The following is a 20,220-nucleotide window of genomic DNA, read 5'->3' on the forward strand; positions in this document are numbered from 1 at the left end:
GATATTTTTATTCTGGCATGGATAGCGGATATGTGCAAAGAACTGTCAGAAAAAAAGATTCCTCGGAGAACCTCTGAAAAGCATCAGCGAGGCAGCCAGTTAAAGGCAGAAGTCAGCAAAAAAAGCGGAGTTTATAGGGGATAAATGAACATTTCGAACCGACTTTTAAACAGCATTGATAAACTGACAATTATCTGTAGTAGTTCAGATTTGATCTGACAGCAGGTCTTGCCAAGAGGTGGGATTACCCGGTTTGATAGAGGTGCGAATCTTTATCAACCAAACGCGAAAGCGTAAAGGAGTAATCCCATGAGCAGTGTTCATCATAAAATTATTAAACACAAGATTGGCTTGCTTAATCTGGCAGCTGAGCTTGGCAATGTATCCCGTGCCTGTAAGATGATGGGTTTTTCTCGCGATACTTTCTATCGCTATCAGGCAGCTGTGGAAACAGGAGGTGTTGAAGCTCTGATAGATGCAAACCGACGTAAGCCCAATATCAAGAACCGTGTAGAAGAAGCGACGGAAGCAGCGATCCTGGCCTTTGCTCTGGAGCAACCGGCTTTTGGTCAGGTTCGTGTTTCCAACGAACTGCGTAAGCGCGGAATTTTCGTTTCTTAGTCTGGTGTCCGTTCGGTATGGCTGCGCCAGAATCTGGAATCGTTAACGTGGTCAAGGTTTTTTGTACACTTTAGTTAAGCAACTTTTCTGATTTTTGCCATTTCAGCTTCATACTGATTGGGGCTTCTGTACCCCAGGTATGAATGCAGTCGATGGTTGTTGTAAAACTGACATGGTTTAATGAAACTGGACATTCCAGTTAAGAGAAAATAATCTTAACTGGAGGACGAAATGACAGCAAGGAAGCAATACACGAAAGAATTCAAATTGGATGCAATCAGTCTGGTACTGGAGTAGGGGTATACCCGTACGGAGGCAGCCAGAAGTCTGGAATCAATATTTCTCAACTGGGGCGCTGGATCAGGGAGTATCGGGAGGATAGCGACGGACAGGCATTCAGAGGTAACGGCAAGCTGACTCTGGAGCAGGAGGAAATCAGGAAGCTGAAGGTTCGGGCAAAGCAACCGGAAATGGAGAAACGCATCTTAAAGGAAGCGACGGTCTTCTTCACCAAAGAAACAAATTGAAGTATTCGTTTATCGCCCAAAAGAAGAAGACCTGCCCGGTCAGCCTGATGTGCCAATTCCTGGGTGTTACCCGCAGTGGCTATTACGGTTACCTGAAGCGAAATACCGATAAGCCGGATGATGCCTGCTACCAGGCGCTGCTGGAAGTGGTTCGTGAGATCGCAGAATCCAGTGATAACACCTATGGCAGCCGCCGGATGAAGCAGGTGTACAAGCAAAGCAGCGTAAGTGGTACAAAGTCACGACCAACAGTAATCACCGGCAACCGGTATTTGATAACAGGTTGAATCGGGAATTTGATGTCGTGGCGCCCGATCAGGTGTACGCCGGAGACATCACCTGCCTGTGGACACAAAAAGGTTGGCTGTACCTGGCAGTAGTCATTGACCTGTACTCACGCAAGGTGGTGGGCTGGAGCATGAGTTCCCGCATGAAGGCACAACTGGTCTGCGATGCCTTCAGAATGGCTATCTGGCAACGTCAGCCGGCAGCAGGACTGATCGTGCATTCAGATCGAGGTTCCCCAATATGCCAGCAAGGATTACTGCCGGTTACTAAAGGCCCACGGGTTCGAGGGCAGCATGAGCCGAAAAGGAGACTGTTGGGACAATGCAGTTGTGGAAAGTTTTTTTGGCAGCCTGAAACAGGAACGAGTCCAGTGGCGATATTACCAGACGCGCCATGAAGCCCACCAGGATGTGCTAAATTACGTCACTATGTTTTACAACAACCATCGACTGCATTCATACCTGGGGTACAGAAGCCCCAATCAGTATGAAGCTGAAATGGCAAAAATCAGAAAAGTTGCTTAACTAAAGTGTACAAAAAACCTTGACCACGTCAATTCCGTGCTTGGGACAACAAGTCAATGCACCTATGGACCAAGCCAACGGGTCCCGCACAGGCGTGGCGTTACGAACCATCTCCTCCCCAATGGCGCTCTGCTGTCAGTAGTCTGGGACTGTTTGGTCGAAATAGCTTTTTCCCAGGTAAGAAAGTCAGTGCCTTGAGATATCGCTACGAGCCGTTAATATCCTGCAATGGGTCAACCAAACACGGTGCATACTCCCCGAGTCCATTGCATGTTTTGGCATATATGCGGAAGAACTTCACATAGCCAAGCTTTTTAAGAGAAGTATGGCCGGCAATCAGCTGTTTTCATCCGAGAGTTTCCAACTGATGTCGTATCTTACAGTCATCAATGCGGAGCAGGCTGCTTTAGCGTAGGTTTACGCCAGAGGACTTACTGAAGGACGTGGCGGCTTCAACAGGTAACACAGCTCAGGCGGCCGCAGCGCCTACGCTGACCAAAAAGCAGCAGGACATTCAAAAGCGCCGGCAGCAACCCTACGAAAAGCCAAGCAGCTCGGCTATTAGGCGGGCTCAATAGTAAAAATTGGGTAAATTACTGTTTTTACCCAATTCATGCTGTGTGATTTACAACAAACAAAGAAAGCTAACGAATGAAAAAACCTTGCATTATTTGACTTTAATCTGATTATCAACTCGTTTGACGTTAGGTGTTTTTTGCGTAATTGAACTGGCTAACTGGCGCTGCGATTCTGTTTCGACAAATCCCCTTAATACTACCGATCCATTGGTTGATTCCACCTGTATAGCCGCTGCATTAAGCTCTTTTGCTTCAATTAATTTCGCTTTTATTTTCATAGCTAAAACTACATCTTCTTGGGATCCTTCTTCTATTTCTATTGGATGAGGGCTAAACAGTCCGGCACAACCCGTTATTCCACCTGTGAGGATTAAATAACCAATCATCCAAATAAAATATATCCCTTGAATCTTCCGCGTTTTCATATTTACTATTTACTTACTGGAATTATTGATTTTCCTCATGTGCTTCATTAATAGCGTTTACAAGGCCGGTGCAATTCGTCGTATTTTCCTGCTTATCATTTTTCTTGTCCTTCTGCTCTTTTTGATCTTTCTGAAGTAACGCATACAAACTTACAATCGGTGCCGCAGGTAATAGGGCCAGAGAGACTGCTCCGCGTAGAATGGCCGAGGCGCCTGGTATAAAAGTTGGTTTCTTAAAACTACCTTCTATATGAAGGGGAGCACGAGCCGAAAACAGGCTCAAATCTTTAGGCTTGGGATCAATAACCAGATCCAGGCTTTCTTTTCTCAAATCGAGAGATCCAGCGCCTAAAAAAATAGTATCTTCAGTATCTACTACAAAAGTGCTCAAATTCATGATTCCGCTATTAGCTGGAAGATCTACAAAAGCACAATTAATTTCCGTATTATCGTCCTTATCAAATAAAGCGACTACAGCTTCACCGATGTCCAGCCCGGCAAGTTCAACCAATAAGTCATCAAAGTGCCCCCCTGTCATTAACATCAACAAACCACCATCCGCTGACGCTAGCATTTCTTCAACAGAATTCCCTTTGAACCAATATATCGCTTTCCCTCCAATCAATCCTGCACTCTGGTCAGCGATTTCAAAGCGTCGGAGAATTTCATTCAATTGAACATGATGAATTTCGCTTTCAATTTTGCTTTTAACGGGGTGAGTTCTCGTATCAACCTCAACATGTGATCGGATATGTCCGTCAGCCACGCCAAAATCAAGCGGTGAAAGAATTAAATGGCCGTCATCAATGATTGCATGCATGTAAAGGTCATCTACGGGAAGTTTTGATTCAACCTGTTTGCTCCGTAATTTGATGTCGGCATTTATATTCCGTAATTTTTCAAAGCCAATAGGCTTATCGGGAAATATTAATGGCCTTGCCGCTTCTTTTTCTGCTTCTTTCTGCTGTGCTTTCGACGCTGTTTCTCCTGCACCCGTATCAGGAGCAAGCCCGATGAGAGGGCCAAGATCGTCTAAATCTATTTTCTTTGAAATCAGATCAGCTTTGATACGGGGCTGTCCTTCAACTATTTTCACATCAATATCACCCGCCAGATCACTGTCTCCAACGTGTCCTTGCAAGCTCTTAATTTGCCAAATACCTTCATCCTCTCGATGAGAGAAATCGCCTTTTAAATGATAAGGAGGCAAATTGGGCAGGGGTAATTGAACGATTTGTGATAATTGTTCGGGATTAGGACCTTTCATATCAAATTGCAAATCTATGCCTTTGAGCTGTAAAGGTGCTAATACGGTACCATCCACCTTGATAGTGGTTTTTCCAGCTTGCAACTCCAATACCATTGGATAGGGCTCATTTGCTTCTCGGAGCGCAACCAGCGGACCTGCATTTAAAAAGATAGAAAGCGGTTGCCCATTAAGTTTTCCTTCGGCTTGTAACTGGGTAGCATCTGTGCCGTCCGTCTGCCCTTCAGTTGTTTTAAAGGCTGTAGAAATGTCCGTATTATTTAACAAATCTCGATAAACTAGATGGCCACTTTGAATTCGTAAGCGCTCGATAACTGGGAACTCTGAACGGTCATCCTCATTTTTATTTACCTGAAATTCCCAGTTGGCTTCGCCTTCACGTGATTTCTCTAAAATGATAGAGGGTTTGGTGAGGGCGATTTCAGGAAATATCACCCGCCCTTTGAGAAGTTCAAGCAAGTCGATATTCAAATCGACAGCTGCAAGCTCTAACATGTTAGGCTCTTTGCTCCATGCAGCATTCGCAAACTGGATTTGCTCAATCCTGATGTGTGGCGCCAAAGACCAGTTAACTGTCAAATCTCCGGTGATGGTAAGTTTACGATGTGTCAGCTCACTGATCTGTTGTGCAGCCCAGTCTCGTGCCCAATTCCAGTTCATGGCCGAGATCAACAATATAAATAAAAGAATGGAGATAAGAAATACTATTCCAATCCATTTTACGATACTCATTATTTATCCCGATTTGCTATTTACATGAGATCTTTGGAGCCTTAAAAATTAATAGGCTGCAGCCCTGAGTAAGAACTACACATAAGCGACACTTGGTCAGCATTATAATAAGTAAGTAAATTCATCAAGATAGAAGACATACATGTCCATGCTAAATCAAGGCATCATGAAATAGGCAATTAATTTCGCGTGTATTCCTCTTCATTGAAATTACTGTGCATTGATCCACTCATAAGCGGATTTCTTAGCCACCTCGTATGCTTCCTCTCGATCAGAGTAAGGTTCTGTAAAACTCTCATAGGCGACTGCGCCTTTGCTATCAAGAATTCTGTATCGACCATTCCAACGACCTGAATAGTCATCACATTCTTCGACACTATTAATAATACTGAATCCTTTATATTCAATTTCCATTTAATTATTCCTTATGTATGAATTAGCATCTATAAAAGAAGACAACTTTATAGAAAGTTAGATTAGTGTAGTTATGAGATTAATAATATAAGTTCTCTTGTATCTTAAAAGAATCTCATATTATTAACTTTATGACTACGCTATATAGGAAAAATCGTTTTATATAATTGCCATATTGTTTTTTTATTTTACTGCAGTCGGTTGCGGGCAAAGAGCATAGCCATAGGTAGCATGGTAAAAGCAATAGCTGCCAGCGGCCAGAGATTGGCAAGAACATCCCGGGGTGGAAGTGCTTTAAGAAAACAGCCTTCGATAATGATCAGAAAATGGGTGAGCGGGATGGCCTGGGCCAGCCATTGCAACAGTATCGGCATATTTTCCACCGGCGTGGCAAAACCTGATATCAGCACACTTGGTACGCCGATGACGAACCCGCCCAGGATGGCCTGTTGCTGAGTCATACTAATAGCGGAAATCACCAGGCCGATGCTTACTGCCGACAGAATGAACAATATGAGTCCGATCAGCAGTAATCCGAATGAGCCTGTAAATGGAATCCGGAAAAACCAGATTGCCAGGGTAATCATCAGTAAAGCGAGCAACGTGCTGATTACCAGAGCTGGTAATGATTTGGACAAGATGATTTCAAGCGTGGAAGCAGGTGATACCAACAGTTGATCGAAAGTACCCAGTTCACGTTCCCGGGCAATGGACAGCGCAGTGATCATAAGTGCACTGAAAAAGGCGAGTGTGCCGATCAGGCCGGGGACCATGAACCAGAGATAGATCAGATTGGGATTGAACCAATGGCGCACGGTCACCGATGTTTCCGGTATCGGCACGGTATCTGTCGTAAAGCGGATATCTTTGGCGATGGAGGATAGATAACCCACGACGATCTGGCCGGAATTGCTGCGCCGACCATCGACCAGTACCTGTGCGTGGCCGCTTCCGCTGACAGCAATGGTACGGGAGAAATCAGCAGGAATGGCAACCGCGGCAATCACCTTGCCCTGTACCAGCTGTTCACGCAATGCGGCATTACTATGGACGTAGTGTACCTGTGCAATGAAGCTGGCGGCTTCCAGATGCCATATGAGTTCCTGCGCTGCACGCCCTGTATCCTGGTTGTATAGGGCAATATCGAGATTGCGTACCTCCATGGTGGCAGCGTAGGAAAATATCAGGAGCTGCATCAGCGGAGGTACGAACACTACGATCCGGTTGCGCGGATCACGCAGAATACAGAGCAATTCTTTGACGAACTGAGCCTGCAAGCGGATGAGCATGGTCCGAAAATCATGATAAGACATCATTCATCACTCCAGGCTTTTGCGCGTGTAACGCTGCGCAATCAGAAAAAATACCATGCCAATCGCTGCCATACCCAGCAGATCGGGGATGAAAACACTCCAGATATCTCCCGCCAGGAATATCGTTTTCAGCGAAGATACGAAATAACGCGCCGGAATCAGCCAGGTGATCGCCCGGATGGGTGCGGGCATGGCATCGATTTCGAACAGGAAGCCCGATAGTATGAATGCGGGCAGGTAGCCGGAAAACAGGGCCAGCTGTGAGGCAAGAAACTGGTTGCGTGCCAGTGACGAAATCAGCAATCCCTGGCCCAGTGCAGGCATCATGAATACGGCGGAAAGCATCAGCAGTGCGAACAATGAACCGCGTAACGGTACATCGAACAGGAACACGGCCAGTGCTGCTGCGATCAGGGTGGATAGCATACCCAGCACAAAATACGGCAGCAGTTTGCCGGCCAGAATTTCCAGCACCGATGCCGGTGTGGACAGGATTGCTTCCATGGTGCCGCGTTCCCATTCACGCGCCACGACCAGTGCAGTCAGCAAGGTGCCGATAATGGTCATGATGATGGCAATGGCGCCCGGTACCAGCGCACGCCGACTGGCCAGCTCAGGATTGAACCAGTAACGTGGTTCCAGCTGGACAGCTGACACCGGCATGGTTTCAGTGAGGCCGGCAGCCCAGGTTTGCACGACACCTTGTGCGTAGTTGGCTACGAAATTGGCCGTGTTGGGTTGCGAACCATCGGTAATGATCTGTACCAGCGGATTGCCCGTATCTGCGAAGTGGCGTTCGAAATCCTGCGGGATCATCACATAGCCGCGCAGCTCGCCGGCCATGAGTTGCCTGGCAACTTCGCGACGATCATAGGCAAAAGTCACCTCCAGGTAGTGCGTGCCGGAAAAAGCATCCGCCAGTGTCCGGGCTGTTGCTCCCGGAGATTCCAGTACAACGCCGACGCGCACATGGCGTACGTCCAGCGATACGGCGTAGGCAAACAGGAACAGCAGAATCAGTGGCAGAACCAGAGCAATCAGCAGTGTGGACGGATCCCGCATGGCCTGCAGGCTCTCCTTGTGTACCACTGCGGCGAAGCGTACCGGATCAAAGCGGCGTACAACGATGCTTTTTTCCTGATCGGGTGCGGTTTTCATGTTTTTGTTTCATCGGCGGGTGCCGAGGTTTCCACCAGATGGATAAAGGCATCTTCCATAGTCGGATCCGGCCGGTCAGCACTGGCTGCATCATGCTTGAGTGCGTCGGGTGTATCCAGGGCGATCAGGCGGGCACGATAAAGTATCGCTACGCGGTCACAATACTCGGCTTCATCCATGAAGTGAGTGGTAACCATAATGGTCACGCCCTTGCGTGCCAGACCGTTGATATGTGTCCAGAATTCACGCCGCGTAATCGGGTCGACGCCCGAGGTTGGTTCATCCAGAAACAGCACGGGGGGATGGTGCATCAGCGCGCAAGCCAGTGCCAGACGCTGCTTGTGTCCCAGCGGCAGAGAATCGGGTGCGGCAGACAACCAGTCATGCAGATCAAAAATCCTGATCATCTCTTCGATGCGCTTGTGCCGCGTAGCACGATCCAGTCCATATACGCCGGCTGAGAATTCCAGATTCTGGTGTACCGAGAGCAGGCCGTAGAGAGAGAATTTCTGTGCCATGTAGCCCAGTTGTGCTTTCGCGCTACCGGGTGCCCGGCGCAGATCCAGACCGACTACGTGCGCTTCACCTCCGGTAGGCTTGAGCAATCCGCACAACATTTTGAAAGTAGTCGATTTGCCGGCACCATTAGGGCCGAGCAGGCCAAAAATTTCACCTTTATGCACTTCGAAACTGACATTGTCAGTCGCGACGAAATCACCGAAGCGTTTGGTCAGATGGCGACAGGAAACCGCAATATCCGAAGTCAGTTCGACTGGCGACAGACGTTCAGCCAATGCTGATGTGCCGCCCGGACCTCCTCCCAGCAGATCGATGAAGGCATCTTCGAAACGGGCCGGGACCGGTGTCAGACGCGTGCCAACCCTGCCGGCAAGTGCCTGGATTTGCTCCGGCCCCGAACCGGCACGCAATACGACGCGCACGCCGGCACCTTGAATCACGCCATCACCGATACTATCCAGATCCAGCGCTTCGGCCAGTACCGCCCGGCGCTGTGCACCGACTGCTTCCAGACGGAAGCTGCGATCCTTGAGGCGTCCGGTCAGTTCATCAGGTGGGCCATCGAAAGTGAGCCGGCCTTCGTTGAGCAGCAGTACACTGTCGCAACGTTCGGCTTCGTCGAGATAAGCGGTGGACCAGACAACGGCCATGCCTTCGCCAGTCAGTGTCTGTACCATGCGCCACAGATCCTGACGGCTGACCGGATCGACACCAACGCCGGGCTCATCCAGCAGCAGTACCTTAGGCCGTGCCATCAGGGCGCAGGCCAGGCCCAGTTTCTGTTTCATGCCACCGGAGAGTTTTCCGGCCAGGCGTTCGGTGAAGGATGCAAGGCGGGTGAAATCGAGCAGTTCGGCAAACAGATCGGTATGCCGATTGGCATCCATACCACGCAGTTGCGCATACAGACGCATGTTTTCCATCACGGTCAGATCTTCATATAAACCGAAGCGCTGAGGCATATAGCCACTTACCACATGAATCGCATCGTTATCTGCTACCACATCGAACCCGGCCAGGGTGACGGAGCCGGTATCCGGTACCAGCAGATCGGTCAGAATACGCATCAGAGTAGTCTTGCCGGCACCGTCCGGGCCCACCAGACCGGTCAGGCGGCCGTAATGAATCTTCGCACTGAGGTCGCGCAGGGCATGGACAGTGCCGAAATGCTTGTCGACATGATCGATGATAATGGCGGTATCGTTATGCTCAATGGCCGGCGAGGGTGGCAAGGCAGCCATGGTACGCATATCACTCATCCTCGGCGGATAGGCCGGTTGCCGGCCGGGTATCGACTTCGACCGTTACCGGCATACCCTGTCGTAATGCAGCGTCGGCATCACTCACTACGATCCGCAGGCGATAAACCAGATCGGTACGCAGATCGGTCGTTTCCACCGTCTTGGGGGTAAACTCGGCACGCGGCGAGATGAAGCCAACTTGACCGTGGTAGATTTTCTTTGAGGAATCGCTGCGTACCTGTACTGGCGTTCCGGGTGCAATGCGACCCAGTGCTGTTTCGCCGATATAGGCGCGTATGTATACCGGTTTGTCGAGGCTTAGATTGTAGACGGCACTCTGGCTGGCAACCATGCTGCCCGGTTCACGTATCCGTGCAATGACCGTGCCATCGTTCGGTGCAAACAGTTTGGTATCAGCCAATGCGGTAGCTGCCTGATCCCGCGTGGCCATCGCAGCTGCCAGCTGTGCTTCAGCCGCAGCGATATCTTCTTTGCGAAATCCTTCTCTGGCCTGGGATAAAACTGCTTTGGCCGCCTTGACGCCGGCGATGGCCTGATCTCGCGCGGCACGTGCACTATCTACTTCCTGCTGACTGCTTGCTTTCGAGGGCAGCAATCTGCTCAGGCGCGCGTAGTCACGCTTGGCCCGGTGTGCAACCGCCTCTGCCTGGTTGAGTGCCTCCTGCGCCTGAATGATCTCCTGCGGGCGCAAGCCGCGGCGCATCTTGGCCAGCTCCGCTTGAGCCACCTGTACGGATGCCTTTGCTGCCGCCAATGCCTCTTGATACGGCTGAGCATCAAGTGTTGCCATGTGTGTACCGGCTACCACGGCATCTCCCTCGTCGAATAGCATCTGCATTACTCGTCCCGGCTGGCGGAAGGCTAACTGTACCTCCCGGATATCGACGTTACCGTACAGATATAAAGGGCTTTCGTCCTGTTCTGTATGCTGCACCCACGCAAAGATAGCGCCACCTGCAGCGAGAAGAATGACTGTGATGATCAGAATGCGTTTCACAGTAGTGGATAAACTGCCCATCTTCATTGCTCAGCCTCCGTATGCTCTACCGGCAGACTGTACTCGTAAACCTGGCGGCTTGTGAATTTTATGCAGCCCGATATGTAGCGGATATCCATGATGCACATCCAATAGAGAAATATCTGGAGTATCCGTAAATCAGATATCTCATTGAAAAATACTCTATTACCTGCCTGCCCCGATCATCCCTGCATCGCCTGTTCCAGCGCCACGACATCAGCCGCTTACCGGAGGTGGAAGGCGAGAAATCTGCCAGAAAAAAGTTCGCCTGCTATCCCATCGGCTATTTCCATATCGATATCGCCGAAGTACGGACAGAAGAAAGCAAACTCTACCTGTTCGTCGCCATCGACCGAACCAGCAAGTTCGTTTATGCTGAATCATTGCCCAAGTACGGCAAGATGGAAGCAGCGCGGTTCCTGCGCAATCTCATCGCCGCCGTACCCTATAAAATCCATACTATCCTCACAGACAACGGCATCCAGTTCACCCACCGCAAAACAGACAGATATGCCTTCTTGCATATCTTCGACCGTGTCTGCCTGGAAAATGGTACGGAACATCGCCTGACCCAGCCAAATCACCCCTGGACCAATGGTCAGGTCGAGCGTATGAACCGCACCCTCAAGGAAGCAACCGTCAAACGCTATCATTATGAAAATCATCAACAGTTGCGAGAGCATCTTTATAACTTCCTGAATGCCTACAACTTCGCCAAGCAACTCAAAACCTTGCGGGGACTCATGCCGTACAATACACCATCAAATGCTGGCAGAATGAACCAGAACGTTTTAGTTTTAACCCAAGCCATCAAACGCTGGAACAAAACGTGGTAAATATAGCGTAAATAAATGGCCTTATCCTTCAATAAAAATTAATCCCGTTATCAGGAAAACACCATGTTTTACCTTTCAAATAAGGGCTTGTCCCTGCGTGCATATCTTCTTGTCATTGTCGCCATCGTAGGTCTTACCATCACCGCTTGCAGCGGTGAAGAAGATCAGGCAACTATGTCACCGCCCGAAGTTGATGTGGCACAAGTGCTGGTCAAATCTATACGTCAGTGGGACGAGTTTACGGGCCGTATTGCCGCGACCGACACAGTTAACGTACGTGCACGCGTCAGCGGTTATATCGAGCGTATTGCGTTCAAGGAAGGGGACGAGGTCAAAGCCGGAGATCTGTTGTTCGTAATTGATCAGCGTCCGTATCGCGCTGCCCACAAAAGTGCTGTAGCCCAACTTCAACGCGCACGTGCTTCGGCTCAACTCGCCAAAACGTTGAAGGAGCGGGCACAGACTCTCATTGCGAGCAAAGCGATTTCGCATGAAGAATTGGAGACACGTCGTACAGGTATGACCCAGAGTCATGCCGACGTGCATATGGCTGAAGCTGCAGAAGAAACAGCAAGGCTCAATCTTGAATTCACCGAGGTGCGATCGCCAATCGCCGGTCGTGTCAGCCGTGCAATGCTTACCAGGGGAAACCTCGTGCAGGCGGATCAGACTGTATTGACCAGCGTCGTTTCGCTGGATCCCGTTTATGTTTATTTTCAGCCGAGTGAATCGATTTTTCTGCACTATTCTCGGCTTATGAGCAAAGGCGAGCGTGCCACCTCCAATAATCTCGTACGCATAGGCCTTGCTGATGACCAGGACTATCCATATAAGGGTACGGTAAATTTTGTAAACAACCAGGTCGATCCTGATACGGGCACGATCAACCTGCGCGCAGTATTGCCGAATCCTGAGCGCATATTTACGCCAGGATTGTATGCCAGGGTGCAACTCGAAGGCGGCGCCGAATTCAAGGCCATACTCATCGATCAGAAGGCAGTGATGGCTGACCAGAATCGCAAGTACGTCTACGTAATCGACAAGGAAAATAAAGCGCAGCGCAGGGACATTATGCTCGGGAGGTTGATTGATGGTCTGCTCGTGGTGCAGTCGGGCCTTGATGCAGATGATATAGTCATCGTTGCAGGCCAGTTAAAGATCTTCGCTCCGGATACTCTGGTGAGGCCGAATATTGTTCCTATGGGTTCGCCTGCGGTAACATCCGTTGAATCCGTTACAACCTCGGTAAAGTAGGCAAGGAGGAAGTATGGATTTCTCAAAATTCTTCATCGACCGCCCGATTTTCGCGGCAGTACTGTCGATTGTGATTTTCGTTGCAGGCCTGATCGCGATTCCGCTGCTGCCGATCAGTGAATATCCCGATGTCGTACCGCCGACTGTAGTCGTACGCGCTACCTATCCGGGCGCCAACCCCAAGACCATCGCCGAAACCGTATCCACGCCACTCGAAGAGCAGATCAACGGTGCCGAGAACATGATGTATCTAAAGTCGATTGCGGGCTCAGACGGCGTGCTGCAGATGACGATTACCTTTCGCCCCGGCACCGATCCCAGGATGGCCCAAGTCGATGTACAAAACAGAGTTAACCAAGCTTTGTCGCGCCTGCCGACCGAGGTGGTCAGCCTTGGTATTACCACACAGAAGCAGTCACCGAGCTTCCTGCTCCTGGTTACACTGATTTCGGATGGTAAATACAACGCACTCTATCTGCGCAACTACATCAACACGAAGATCAAGGATGAACTAGCTCGCTTGCCCGGCGTCGGCCAGGTTCAGCTGTTCGGTGGCGGTGACTATGCCATGCGTATCTGGCTCGATCCAAACAAGGCTGCTTCACGAGGCATAACCGCCGGCGACATCGTGAGCGCGGTAAGGGAACAGAATCTGCAGGTCTCGGCAGGGCAGCTCGGCGCCGAACCTATCGCCGGTGGCAGCGATTTCCTGGTCTCGATCAATGCGCAGGGACGCTTGCGTTCGCCCGAGGAGTTCGGCAACATTGTGCTCAAGACTGGCACGAATGGCGAAGTCGTACGCCTAAGTGATGTTGCACAGATCGAGCTCGGTGCCAGCGACTACACTTTGCGTGGTCAGCTCGACGATTATCCGTCCGGAATCATCGGTGTGTTCCAGGCACCTGGCGCCAATGCCCTGTCGGCCCGCGATGCGGTGATCGCCAAGATGGACGAGCTGGCCAAGCACTTTCCACCTGGCGTGTCCTATCGCTCGGATTACGACAACACAATCTTTGTTCGCGAATCCATTCGGGCCGTAGTGAGTACTTTGCTGGAAGCGACTCTGCTTGTTGTACTTGTGGTGATCCTCTTCTTGCAGACCTGGCGTGCCTCGATCATTCCACTGCTCGCGGTCCCGGTATCGGTCGTCGGTACCTTCGCCGTGCTCTATCTGCTCGGCTTCTCGATCAATACGCTTTCCCTGTTCGGGTTGGTGTTGGCAATTGGTATCGTCGTCGACGATGCGATCGTCGTGGTCGAAAATATCGAGCGCAATATTGAGGAAGGGCGCACACCGCTCGAAGCAGCGCATCAGGCGATGAAAGAAGTGTCTGGCCCGATTGTGGCGATTGCACTGGTACTCTGCGCAGTATTCGTGCCGATGGCTTTTCTGACTGGCGTAACTGGCCAGTTTTACAAGCAGTTCGCTGTTACGATTGCGATTTCGACGGTAATTTCGGCGATTAATTCGCTCACCTTGTCGCCGGCGTTGGCGGCTAAGTTATTGCACGCGCATGACGCACCGCAAGACTTCCTGTCGCGCATCATCGAGCGTACCTTTGGCTGGCTATTCAGACCATTCAATCATTTTTTCAAGAGCAGCTCTGACAGTTACCAGAGCTCGATATCGCGTATCTTGAAACGTCGCGGTGTGGCTTTTACCGTCTATGCTGTGTTGTTGGTCGGCACTGGCGTAATGTTCGATGTGGTACCGCGTGGCTTCATTCCGACTCAGGATAAACTCTACCTGATTGCTGGCGTGAAATTACCCGAAGGTTCTTCGCTTGAGCGTACCGATGTTGTGCTGAAGAGGGTTTCCGAGATCGCTCGAGGCACCGAAGGCGTGGCTCATGTAGTCGCAATGACCGGCCTTAATGCGACCCAGTTCACTAATACACCAAACTATGGCGTGGCCTTTCCGATCTTGAAACCGTTCAACGAACGCAGCCGCAGCGCCAAGGAAATCGCCGACGAGATCCAGGCAAAGATTTCCGAGATTAAGGAAGGCATGGCTTTCGTATTGATGCCGCCACCGATCGACGGCCTGGGTACGGGGGCCGGCTATTCGCTGTTCATTGGAGATCGTGCCGACCTGGGCTACGGTGCCCTTCAGCAAGCAACGAATGTGCTGCAAGGCGCAGTGATGGCAACACCCGGTATGGGTTTTCCGTTCAGCGGCTATCAGTCTAACGTGCCGCAGCTCGATATCGAGGTCGACCGCATCAAAGCCAAGGTTCAAGGCGTACCGCTTACTGAGCTGTTCAGCACATTGCAGGTCTATCTGGGATCGTCCTATATCAACGATTTCAATCTATTTGGGCGGACCTGGCGTGTCTATGCACAGGCCGACGGTGACTACCGCAAGACGGTCGAGGACATCGTCAACCTGAAAGCACGCAACGAACGTGGCGAAATGGTGCCGATCGGCTCGATGGTGAAGGTCAAAGAGGCTTACGGGCCCGATCCGGTACTGCGCTATAACGGTTACCCGGCCGCCGATTTTATCGGCGAGGCTGATCCGGCGATGCTGTCGTCAGCGGAAGCGATGAGCAAGATCGCGGAACTGGCAAGCTCCGTGCTGCCGAACGGCATCAGCATCGAATGGACCGATCTCAGTTTCCAGCAAGCGACCCAGGGTAATGCCGCCCTGTTCGTATTTCCGCTGGCGATTATGCTTGCTTTCCTGGTGCTGGCCGCGCTCTACGAGAGCTGGGTACTGCCACTGGCGGTGATTCTGATCGTACCAATGTGTATGCTCTCGGCGCTGGCTGGCGTAAAGCTGTTCGGTGGCGACAATAACACTTTCGTGCAGGTTGGCTTGGTGGTACTGATGGGCCTGGCCTGCAAAAACGCTATCCTGATCGTAGAGTTTGCGCGCGAATTGGAACTTCAGGGCAAGGGCATCGTTACTGCTGCATTGGAAGCCTGTCGGCTGCGGTTACGCCCCATCGTGATGACTTCGGTAGCCTTCATCGCTGGCACCGTGCCGCTAGTACTCTCCAGCGGTGCTGGCGCCGAGGTACGCTCAGCTACCGGCATCACCGTGTTTGCCGGGATGATCGGCGTGACCCTGTTCGGCCTGTTCCTGACGCCAGTGTTTTATGTGGGTCTGCGCAAACTGTCCGGGCGTAAGTTGATCCAGCACGACAAAGCCACTTGACGCATGATTGAAGCCAGAAGATGCGTGTCAGTTCAAGTGTTATCACCCCTGTCTTTAGGTGTAGTTTCTCTCTCTATTGATGCATCATCAGACTGGCTATGGGGTTACCCTGTTTATAGAAGTGTCGGATTGGGCGCATCTCCGTAGACGAGCTTGGGATCGAAGATCTTTTCAGATTCGGTGAAGATCAGTTCCTTTCCCTTCTTACGTTGCGCGCCGACATGAACACGCCGATAAAAGCATGAACGGTAACCAACGTGGCAGCTCGCACCCGAGACAGCCACGCGGACGCGCAGCCAGATCGCATCCTGGTCATCGTCGATGCGCATTTCTTCGACGGTCTGCACCAGGCCGCTGGTTGCGCCTTTGTGCCACAACACTTGCCGCGATCGGCTCCAATAATGTGCCTCACCGGTTTGAACAGTTTTCTCCAGTGCTTCGTGGTTCATGTAGCCCAGCATCAGCACCTCGCCACTAGCCGCATCGGTGGTGATGCAAGTGATCAGTCCGTGTCCATCGAACTTCGGTGCCAGCTGGTGACCTTCTTCCACCTGCTTGATGGACAGGCGCAGGGCGAACAGTGGTGCACTGGATGGGGAGGTTTCATTTGTCATATTATGGATTCTTGTCAGGATTTAGGAATGGTACTGGCGGCGAGGTTTCAAGAAATCGCAGCGGCCGGCCTTGCGGTCGCCCAGATAATGTTTCGTTCCGCACTACGCAGTGCCCGCGTACGACCGTGTGGATGGGCCAACCGGTGATCGCGGTGCCGTCATATGGTGTCCAACCGCAGATGCTGGCGATCCAATCGTTGCGGATGGTGCGCCGTGCCTTCAGATCGATGATGCTCAGATCGGCGTCGAAGCCCAGCGCGATGCGGCCCTTGCCTTCGATGCTGAAGATGCGCGCGGGGCCGGCGCTGGTGAGGTCCACCAGCCGCTGCAGGCTCAGGCGGCCGGCATGCACGTGGTCGAGCATCAACGGCAGCAGCGTCTGCACGCCGGTCATGCCGCTGAGCGATTGCGGGTAGGGCCTGGCTTTCTCGTCCCGCGTGTGGGGCGCGTGGTCGCTGCCGATGACGTCGACCACGCCATCGCGGATCGCCTGCCACAGCGCATCCTGGTGGCGGCGTTCGCGCACCGGCGGGTTCATCTGTGCCAGGCTGCCCAGGCGTTCGTAGCAATCGGGGGCGTGTAGGCTCAGGTGGTGGGGCGTCACTTCCACCGTGAGGCGGCGTTTGTGCCAGGCCAGGAAGGCCATCTCTTGCGCCGTGGAGACGTGCAGCACATGTAGGCGCCGGCCGGCTTCGGTGGCCAGGCGCACGATGCGCTCGGTGGCCATCAGGGCGCTGGCTTCGTCGCGCCAGATTGGGTGCTGGCGCACGTCGCCGCTGGCTTCGACGATCGCCTTGCGTTCACGCAGTCGTGCCTCATCCTCGGCATGCACGGCCAAGCGCCTACGGCCATGATGCAGGATACGGCGCAGCACTTCGTCATCATCGGCCAGCAGATCGCCGAAGGAGCTGCCCATGAAGACCTTGACGCCGGCGCAACCGGGCAGGTTCTCCAGCTCGGCCAGTTGTTCGGCGTTGACGGCTGAGCCGCCCAGGTAGAAGGCATGGTCGCACCAGGCACGGCCCCGGGCGGCATCGAGCTTTGCTTGCAGGTCGGCGGCAGTCAGCGTCAGCGGGTGGGTGTTCGGCATCTCGAAGACGGCGGTGACGCCGCCCAGCACCGCACCGCGCGTGCCGGCTTCGATGTCTTCCTTGTGGGTCAGGCCCGGCTCGCGGAAATGCACCTGGCTGTCGATCACGCCCGGCAGCACGTGCAGGTTGGTGGCATTCAGCGTGGTGTCAGCGCTCCAGGTACGTTGCAGGTCACCGAGCGCGACGATGCGGCCATCCGCACAGGCCACGTCGATGCGTTCGGCACCGTTGGGCGTGATGACGGTGCCGCCCTGCACCAGCAGATCGGCATGACGGCCTACGTCGTTCATGGCACGGTCTCCGACTCACCGACGATGGCCGAAGCATCGAGCCCGGTCAGGCGGGCATGCAGGCGGTGCTGAGACGCCTGGCGTGCAGCGGCGTCCGGCGCTTGCGCTGCCTGCCGCAGCCGTGCCACGGCCTGCGCCAGGGGCAGCACGCCAAGGTCTTGCCCATCACGACTGCGGAGGGCGATGGTGCCCGCATCGCCCTCCTTGGCGCCGACAACCAGCAGGAAGGGGATGCGCTGCAAGGTCTGCTCGCGGATCTTGTAGCCGATCTTTTCGTTGCGCACATCGGCTTCGGCGCGCAGGCCTGCGCCGCGCAGAAGCTGGGCCACGTCCTGTGCGTAGGCGACATGGTCTTCGGTGATCGAGAGCACCATCGCCTGCACCGGCGCCAGCCAGGCGGGCAGCTTGCCGGCGTGGTGCTCGATCAGGATGCTGGTGAAGCGCTCCAGCGAGCCGAACAGCGCCCGGTGCAGCATGACCGGGCGCTTGCGCTGGCCGTCTTCATCGACGTACTCGATCCCGAAGCGTTCGGGCAGGTTCATGTCCACCTGCAGGGTGCCGCACTGCCAGTCGCGGCCGATGGCGTCGCGCAGCACGAATTCGAGCTTGGGACCGTAGAAGGCGCCTTCGCCGGGGTTGAGCCGATAGGCCAGCCCCATGCCGTCGAGTGCCCGCACCAGCGCGCCTTCGAGCAAGTCCCAGGTCGCCTCGTCGCCCATGCGGTTCTCGGGCCGGGTCGAGAGCTTGATGCGCACATCCTCGAAGCCGAACTGGCGGTAGATGTCGAGCACCAGCGCCACGACCTCGCGGCATTCCGCGTCCATCTGCTGCGGTGTGCAGTAGATGTGCGCATCGTCCTGAGTGAAGTGGCGCACGCGCAGCAATCCGTGCAGCGCGCCGGAAGGCTCATAGCGATGCACCTTGCCGAACTCGCCCATGCGGATCGGCAGGTCGCGGTAGCTCTTGAGGCCGTGGCGGTACAGCAGCACGCTGCCGGGACAGTTCATGGGCTTGAGCGCGAGGGCGCGGCCATCCTCGGTCTCGGTGGTGAACATGTGGTCGCGGTAGTTCTGCCAGTGGCCGGAGATTTCCCACAGACTGCGATCCATCACGTCGGGCGAATTCACCTCCACATAGCCCGCGTCCTGTTGGCGGCGGCGCATGTAGGCGATCAATTCCTGGAACACGGCCCAGCCGCGCGGGTGCCAGAACACCGCACCGGGCGCATCTTCCTGGAAGTGGAACAAATCCAGTTCGCGGCCCAGCTTGCGGTGGTCACGTTTTTCGGCTTCCTCAATACGTTGGATGTAGGCGTCGAGCTGCTTTTTGTTGGCCCAGGCCGTGCCGTAGATGCGCTGGAGCTGCTCGTTCCTCGCATCGCCGCGCCAGTAGGCACCGGCCAGCTTGGTGAGCTTGAAGGCCTTGAGAAAGCGCGTATTGGACACATGCGGCCCACGACACATGTCCACGTACTCCTGGTGGAAATACATGCCCATTTGCTGTTCGTCCGGCATCTTCTCGATCAGCCGCAGCTTGTAGTCCTCGCCGCGTCGCCTGAAGATATCCAGGACCTCGTCGCGCGGCAGCACCCGCTTGATGATGTCATAGTCTCGGGCGATCAATGTCTTCATGCGCGCCTCGATCGCGGCCAGATCTTCTGGCGTAAAGGAGCGCTCGTAGGCAATGTCGTAGTAGAAGCCATCCTTTATGACCGGGCCGATGACCATCTTCGCGCTCGGGTAGAGCTGCTTGATGGCGTGGCCAATCAGGTGGGCGCAGGAGTGCCGGATGATTTCCAGCCCTTCATCATCTTGGGGTGTGATGATCTGGAGCGCTGCATCGTGATCGATCACCTCGCAGGTATCGACGAGTCGGTCGTCGAGCTTGCCTGCCACTGTGTTCCGGGCTAGCCTGGTGCCTAGCGTGGCAGCGACTTGGACAACTGTGACAGGTGGGTCGAAGTGGCGCTGCGAACCATCTGGCAACGTGAGGGTGATGGTTTGCGAAGAGAGAGGCACGTCCATGATTCAGAACTCGTTCTGGATGGCCTTGTAGTCGCGCACCAGTTCGTTGTTGGTGTGGGCCACGTCTTCGGAGAATTCACTGGCATTGATCGATACCTTGGCAGGGTCGACAGATCGGTCGAGCGCCCGATGCGCGCCTTGCTTGAGGCGTTCAAACAGGCCCGAATCGCACCATTCGCGCACGATTGTCGGCGCGAACTCGATGGCGTTGAGGTCGATATACCCCATCCGCGGGTTGTCGGCATCCTCACGGAAACACTGCGCATAGCCGGTCTCGGTTTCATGGACGATGACCGAGTGCAGCC

General features: G+C 53.4%; 13 protein-coding genes and 3 pseudogenes. 5 read left to right on the forward strand and 11 right to left on the reverse strand.

The window, feature by feature from the left end; genetic code table 11:
- Positions 1-309: 309 nt before the first annotated feature.
- Positions 310-618: pseudogene (locus tag ABUL11_RS08790) on the forward strand (helix-turn-helix domain-containing protein); the annotation flags it as partial.
- A gap of 234 nt (positions 619-852) precedes the next feature.
- Positions 853-1,960: pseudogene (locus ABUL11_RS08800) on the forward strand (IS3 family transposase).
- A 667-nt stretch (positions 1,961-2,627) separates the two neighbouring features.
- On the opposite strand, the gene ABUL11_RS08805 reads toward ABUL11_RS08800, so the two are convergent.
- From ABUL11_RS08805 to hlyD, 7 genes are all read right to left on the reverse strand, one after another.
- Positions 2,628-2,963, reverse strand: a complete 336-nt coding sequence (locus tag ABUL11_RS08805) for a BON domain-containing protein (RefSeq protein ID WP_350283487.1) — start codon at positions 2,961-2,963, stop codon at positions 2,628-2,630.
- A gap of 22 nt (positions 2,964-2,985) precedes the next feature.
- The gene (locus ABUL11_RS08810) at positions 2,986-4,962 is read right to left on the reverse strand and encodes an AsmA family protein (protein ID WP_350283488.1); all 1,977 of its coding nucleotides are present in this window, start codon (positions 4,960-4,962) and stop codon (positions 2,986-2,988) included.
- 210 nt (positions 4,963-5,172) lie between these two features.
- Positions 5,173-5,376 (reverse strand): hypothetical protein, encoded by a 204-nt coding sequence (locus ABUL11_RS08815; RefSeq protein WP_350283489.1) that lies wholly within the window; start codon positions 5,374-5,376, stop codon positions 5,173-5,175.
- A 188-nt stretch (positions 5,377-5,564) separates the two neighbouring features.
- Entirely contained in the window at positions 5,565-6,692 is a 1,128-nt protein-coding gene (locus ABUL11_RS08820; protein WP_502890040.1) for an ABC transporter permease, read from the reverse strand.
- A 3-nt stretch (positions 6,693-6,695) separates the two neighbouring features.
- Positions 6,696-7,847, reverse strand: coding sequence for an ABC transporter permease (locus ABUL11_RS08825; protein WP_350283490.1), 1,152 nt, complete (start codon positions 7,845-7,847; stop codon positions 6,696-6,698).
- Entirely contained in the window at positions 7,844-9,625 is a 1,782-nt protein-coding gene (locus tag ABUL11_RS08830; protein WP_502890041.1) for an ATP-binding cassette domain-containing protein, read from the reverse strand. The genes ABUL11_RS08825 and ABUL11_RS08830 overlap by 4 nt, the downstream gene beginning before the upstream one ends.
- Positions 9,618-10,652, reverse strand: coding sequence for a secretion protein HlyD (gene hlyD, locus ABUL11_RS08835; RefSeq protein ID WP_350283491.1), 1,035 nt, complete (start codon positions 10,650-10,652; stop codon positions 9,618-9,620). Before hlyD ends, ABUL11_RS08830 begins: the two co-directional genes overlap by 8 nt.
- Positions 10,653-10,807: 155 nt before the next feature.
- Between hlyD and ABUL11_RS08840 the strand changes: the two are divergent.
- The 3 genes and pseudogenes from ABUL11_RS08840 to ABUL11_RS08850 all read left to right on the forward strand — a co-directional run.
- Positions 10,808-11,493 (forward strand): annotated as a pseudogene (locus ABUL11_RS08840) (DDE-type integrase/transposase/recombinase); the annotation flags it as partial.
- Positions 11,494-11,545: 52 nt separating this feature from the next.
- The gene (locus ABUL11_RS08845) at positions 11,546-12,736 is read left to right on the forward strand and encodes an efflux RND transporter periplasmic adaptor subunit (protein WP_350283492.1); all 1,191 of its coding nucleotides are present in this window, start codon (positions 11,546-11,548) and stop codon (positions 12,734-12,736) included.
- Between the two features lie 13 nt (positions 12,737-12,749).
- Positions 12,750-15,896, forward strand: a complete 3,147-nt coding sequence (locus ABUL11_RS08850; protein WP_350283493.1) for an efflux RND transporter permease subunit — start codon at positions 12,750-12,752, stop codon at positions 15,894-15,896.
- A 113-nt stretch (positions 15,897-16,009) separates the two neighbouring features.
- Here ABUL11_RS08850 and hisI read toward each other — a convergent pair whose 3' ends face one another.
- The 4 genes from hisI to ABUL11_RS08870 all read right to left on the reverse strand — a co-directional run.
- On the reverse strand, positions 16,010-16,510 hold the full coding sequence (gene hisI / locus ABUL11_RS08855) for a phosphoribosyl-AMP cyclohydrolase (RefSeq protein WP_350283494.1): 501 nt from the start codon (positions 16,508-16,510) through the stop codon (positions 16,010-16,012).
- A gap of 1 nt (position 16,511) precedes the next feature.
- Positions 16,512-17,891 (reverse strand): dihydroorotase, encoded by a 1,380-nt coding sequence (locus tag ABUL11_RS08860; RefSeq protein WP_350283495.1) that lies wholly within the window; start codon positions 17,889-17,891, stop codon positions 16,512-16,514.
- Positions 17,888-19,915 (reverse strand): threonine--tRNA ligase, encoded by a 2,028-nt coding sequence (gene thrS / locus ABUL11_RS08865; RefSeq protein WP_502890042.1) that lies wholly within the window; start codon positions 19,913-19,915, stop codon positions 17,888-17,890. The genes ABUL11_RS08860 and thrS overlap by 4 nt, the downstream gene beginning before the upstream one ends.
- Positions 19,916-19,918: 3 nt before the next feature.
- On the reverse strand, positions 19,919-20,220 hold a 302-nt coding region (locus tag ABUL11_RS08870; protein WP_502890043.1), incomplete at its 5' end, for a hypothetical protein.

It is taken from the genome of Nitrosomonas sp. (assembly GCF_040256045.1).
Lineage (GTDB): Bacteria > Pseudomonadota > Gammaproteobacteria > Burkholderiales > Nitrosomonadaceae > Nitrosomonas.

Bases quoted from the DNA above. Each gene is read 5' to 3' on its own strand.
- hisI (WP_350283494.1), bottom strand. From the start codon at position 16,510: ATGACAAATGAAACCTCCCCATCCAGTGCACCACTGTTCGCCCTGCGC.
- ABUL11_RS08860 (WP_350283495.1), bottom strand. From the start codon at position 17,891: ATGAACGACGTAGGCCGTCATGCCGATCTGCTGGTGCAGGGCGGCACC.
- ABUL11_RS08825 (WP_350283490.1), bottom strand. From the start codon at position 7,847: ATGAAAACCGCACCCGATCAGGAAAAAAGCATCGTTGTACGCCGCTTT.
- thrS (WP_502890042.1), bottom strand. From the start codon at position 19,915: ATGGACGTGCCTCTCTCTTCGCAAACCATCACCCTCACGTTGCCAGAT.
- ABUL11_RS08815 (WP_350283489.1), bottom strand. From the start codon at position 5,376: ATGGAAATTGAATATAAAGGATTCAGTATTATTAATAGTGTCGAAGAA.
- hlyD (WP_350283491.1), bottom strand. From the start codon at position 10,652: ATGAAGATGGGCAGTTTATCCACTACTGTGAAACGCATTCTGATCATC.
- ABUL11_RS08845 (WP_350283492.1), top strand. From the start codon at position 11,546: ATGTTTTACCTTTCAAATAAGGGCTTGTCCCTGCGTGCATATCTTCTT.
- ABUL11_RS08850 (WP_350283493.1), top strand. From the start codon at position 12,750: ATGGATTTCTCAAAATTCTTCATCGACCGCCCGATTTTCGCGGCAGTA.
- ABUL11_RS08820 (WP_502890040.1), bottom strand. From the start codon at position 6,692: ATGATGTCTTATCATGATTTTCGGACCATGCTCATCCGCTTGCAGGCT.
- ABUL11_RS08810 (WP_350283488.1), bottom strand. From the start codon at position 4,962: ATGAGTATCGTAAAATGGATTGGAATAGTATTTCTTATCTCCATTCTT.
- ABUL11_RS08805 (WP_350283487.1), bottom strand. From the start codon at position 2,963: ATGAAAACGCGGAAGATTCAAGGGATATATTTTATTTGGATGATTGGT.
- ABUL11_RS08830 (WP_502890041.1), bottom strand. From the start codon at position 9,625: ATGAGTGATATGCGTACCATGGCTGCCTTGCCACCCTCGCCGGCCATT.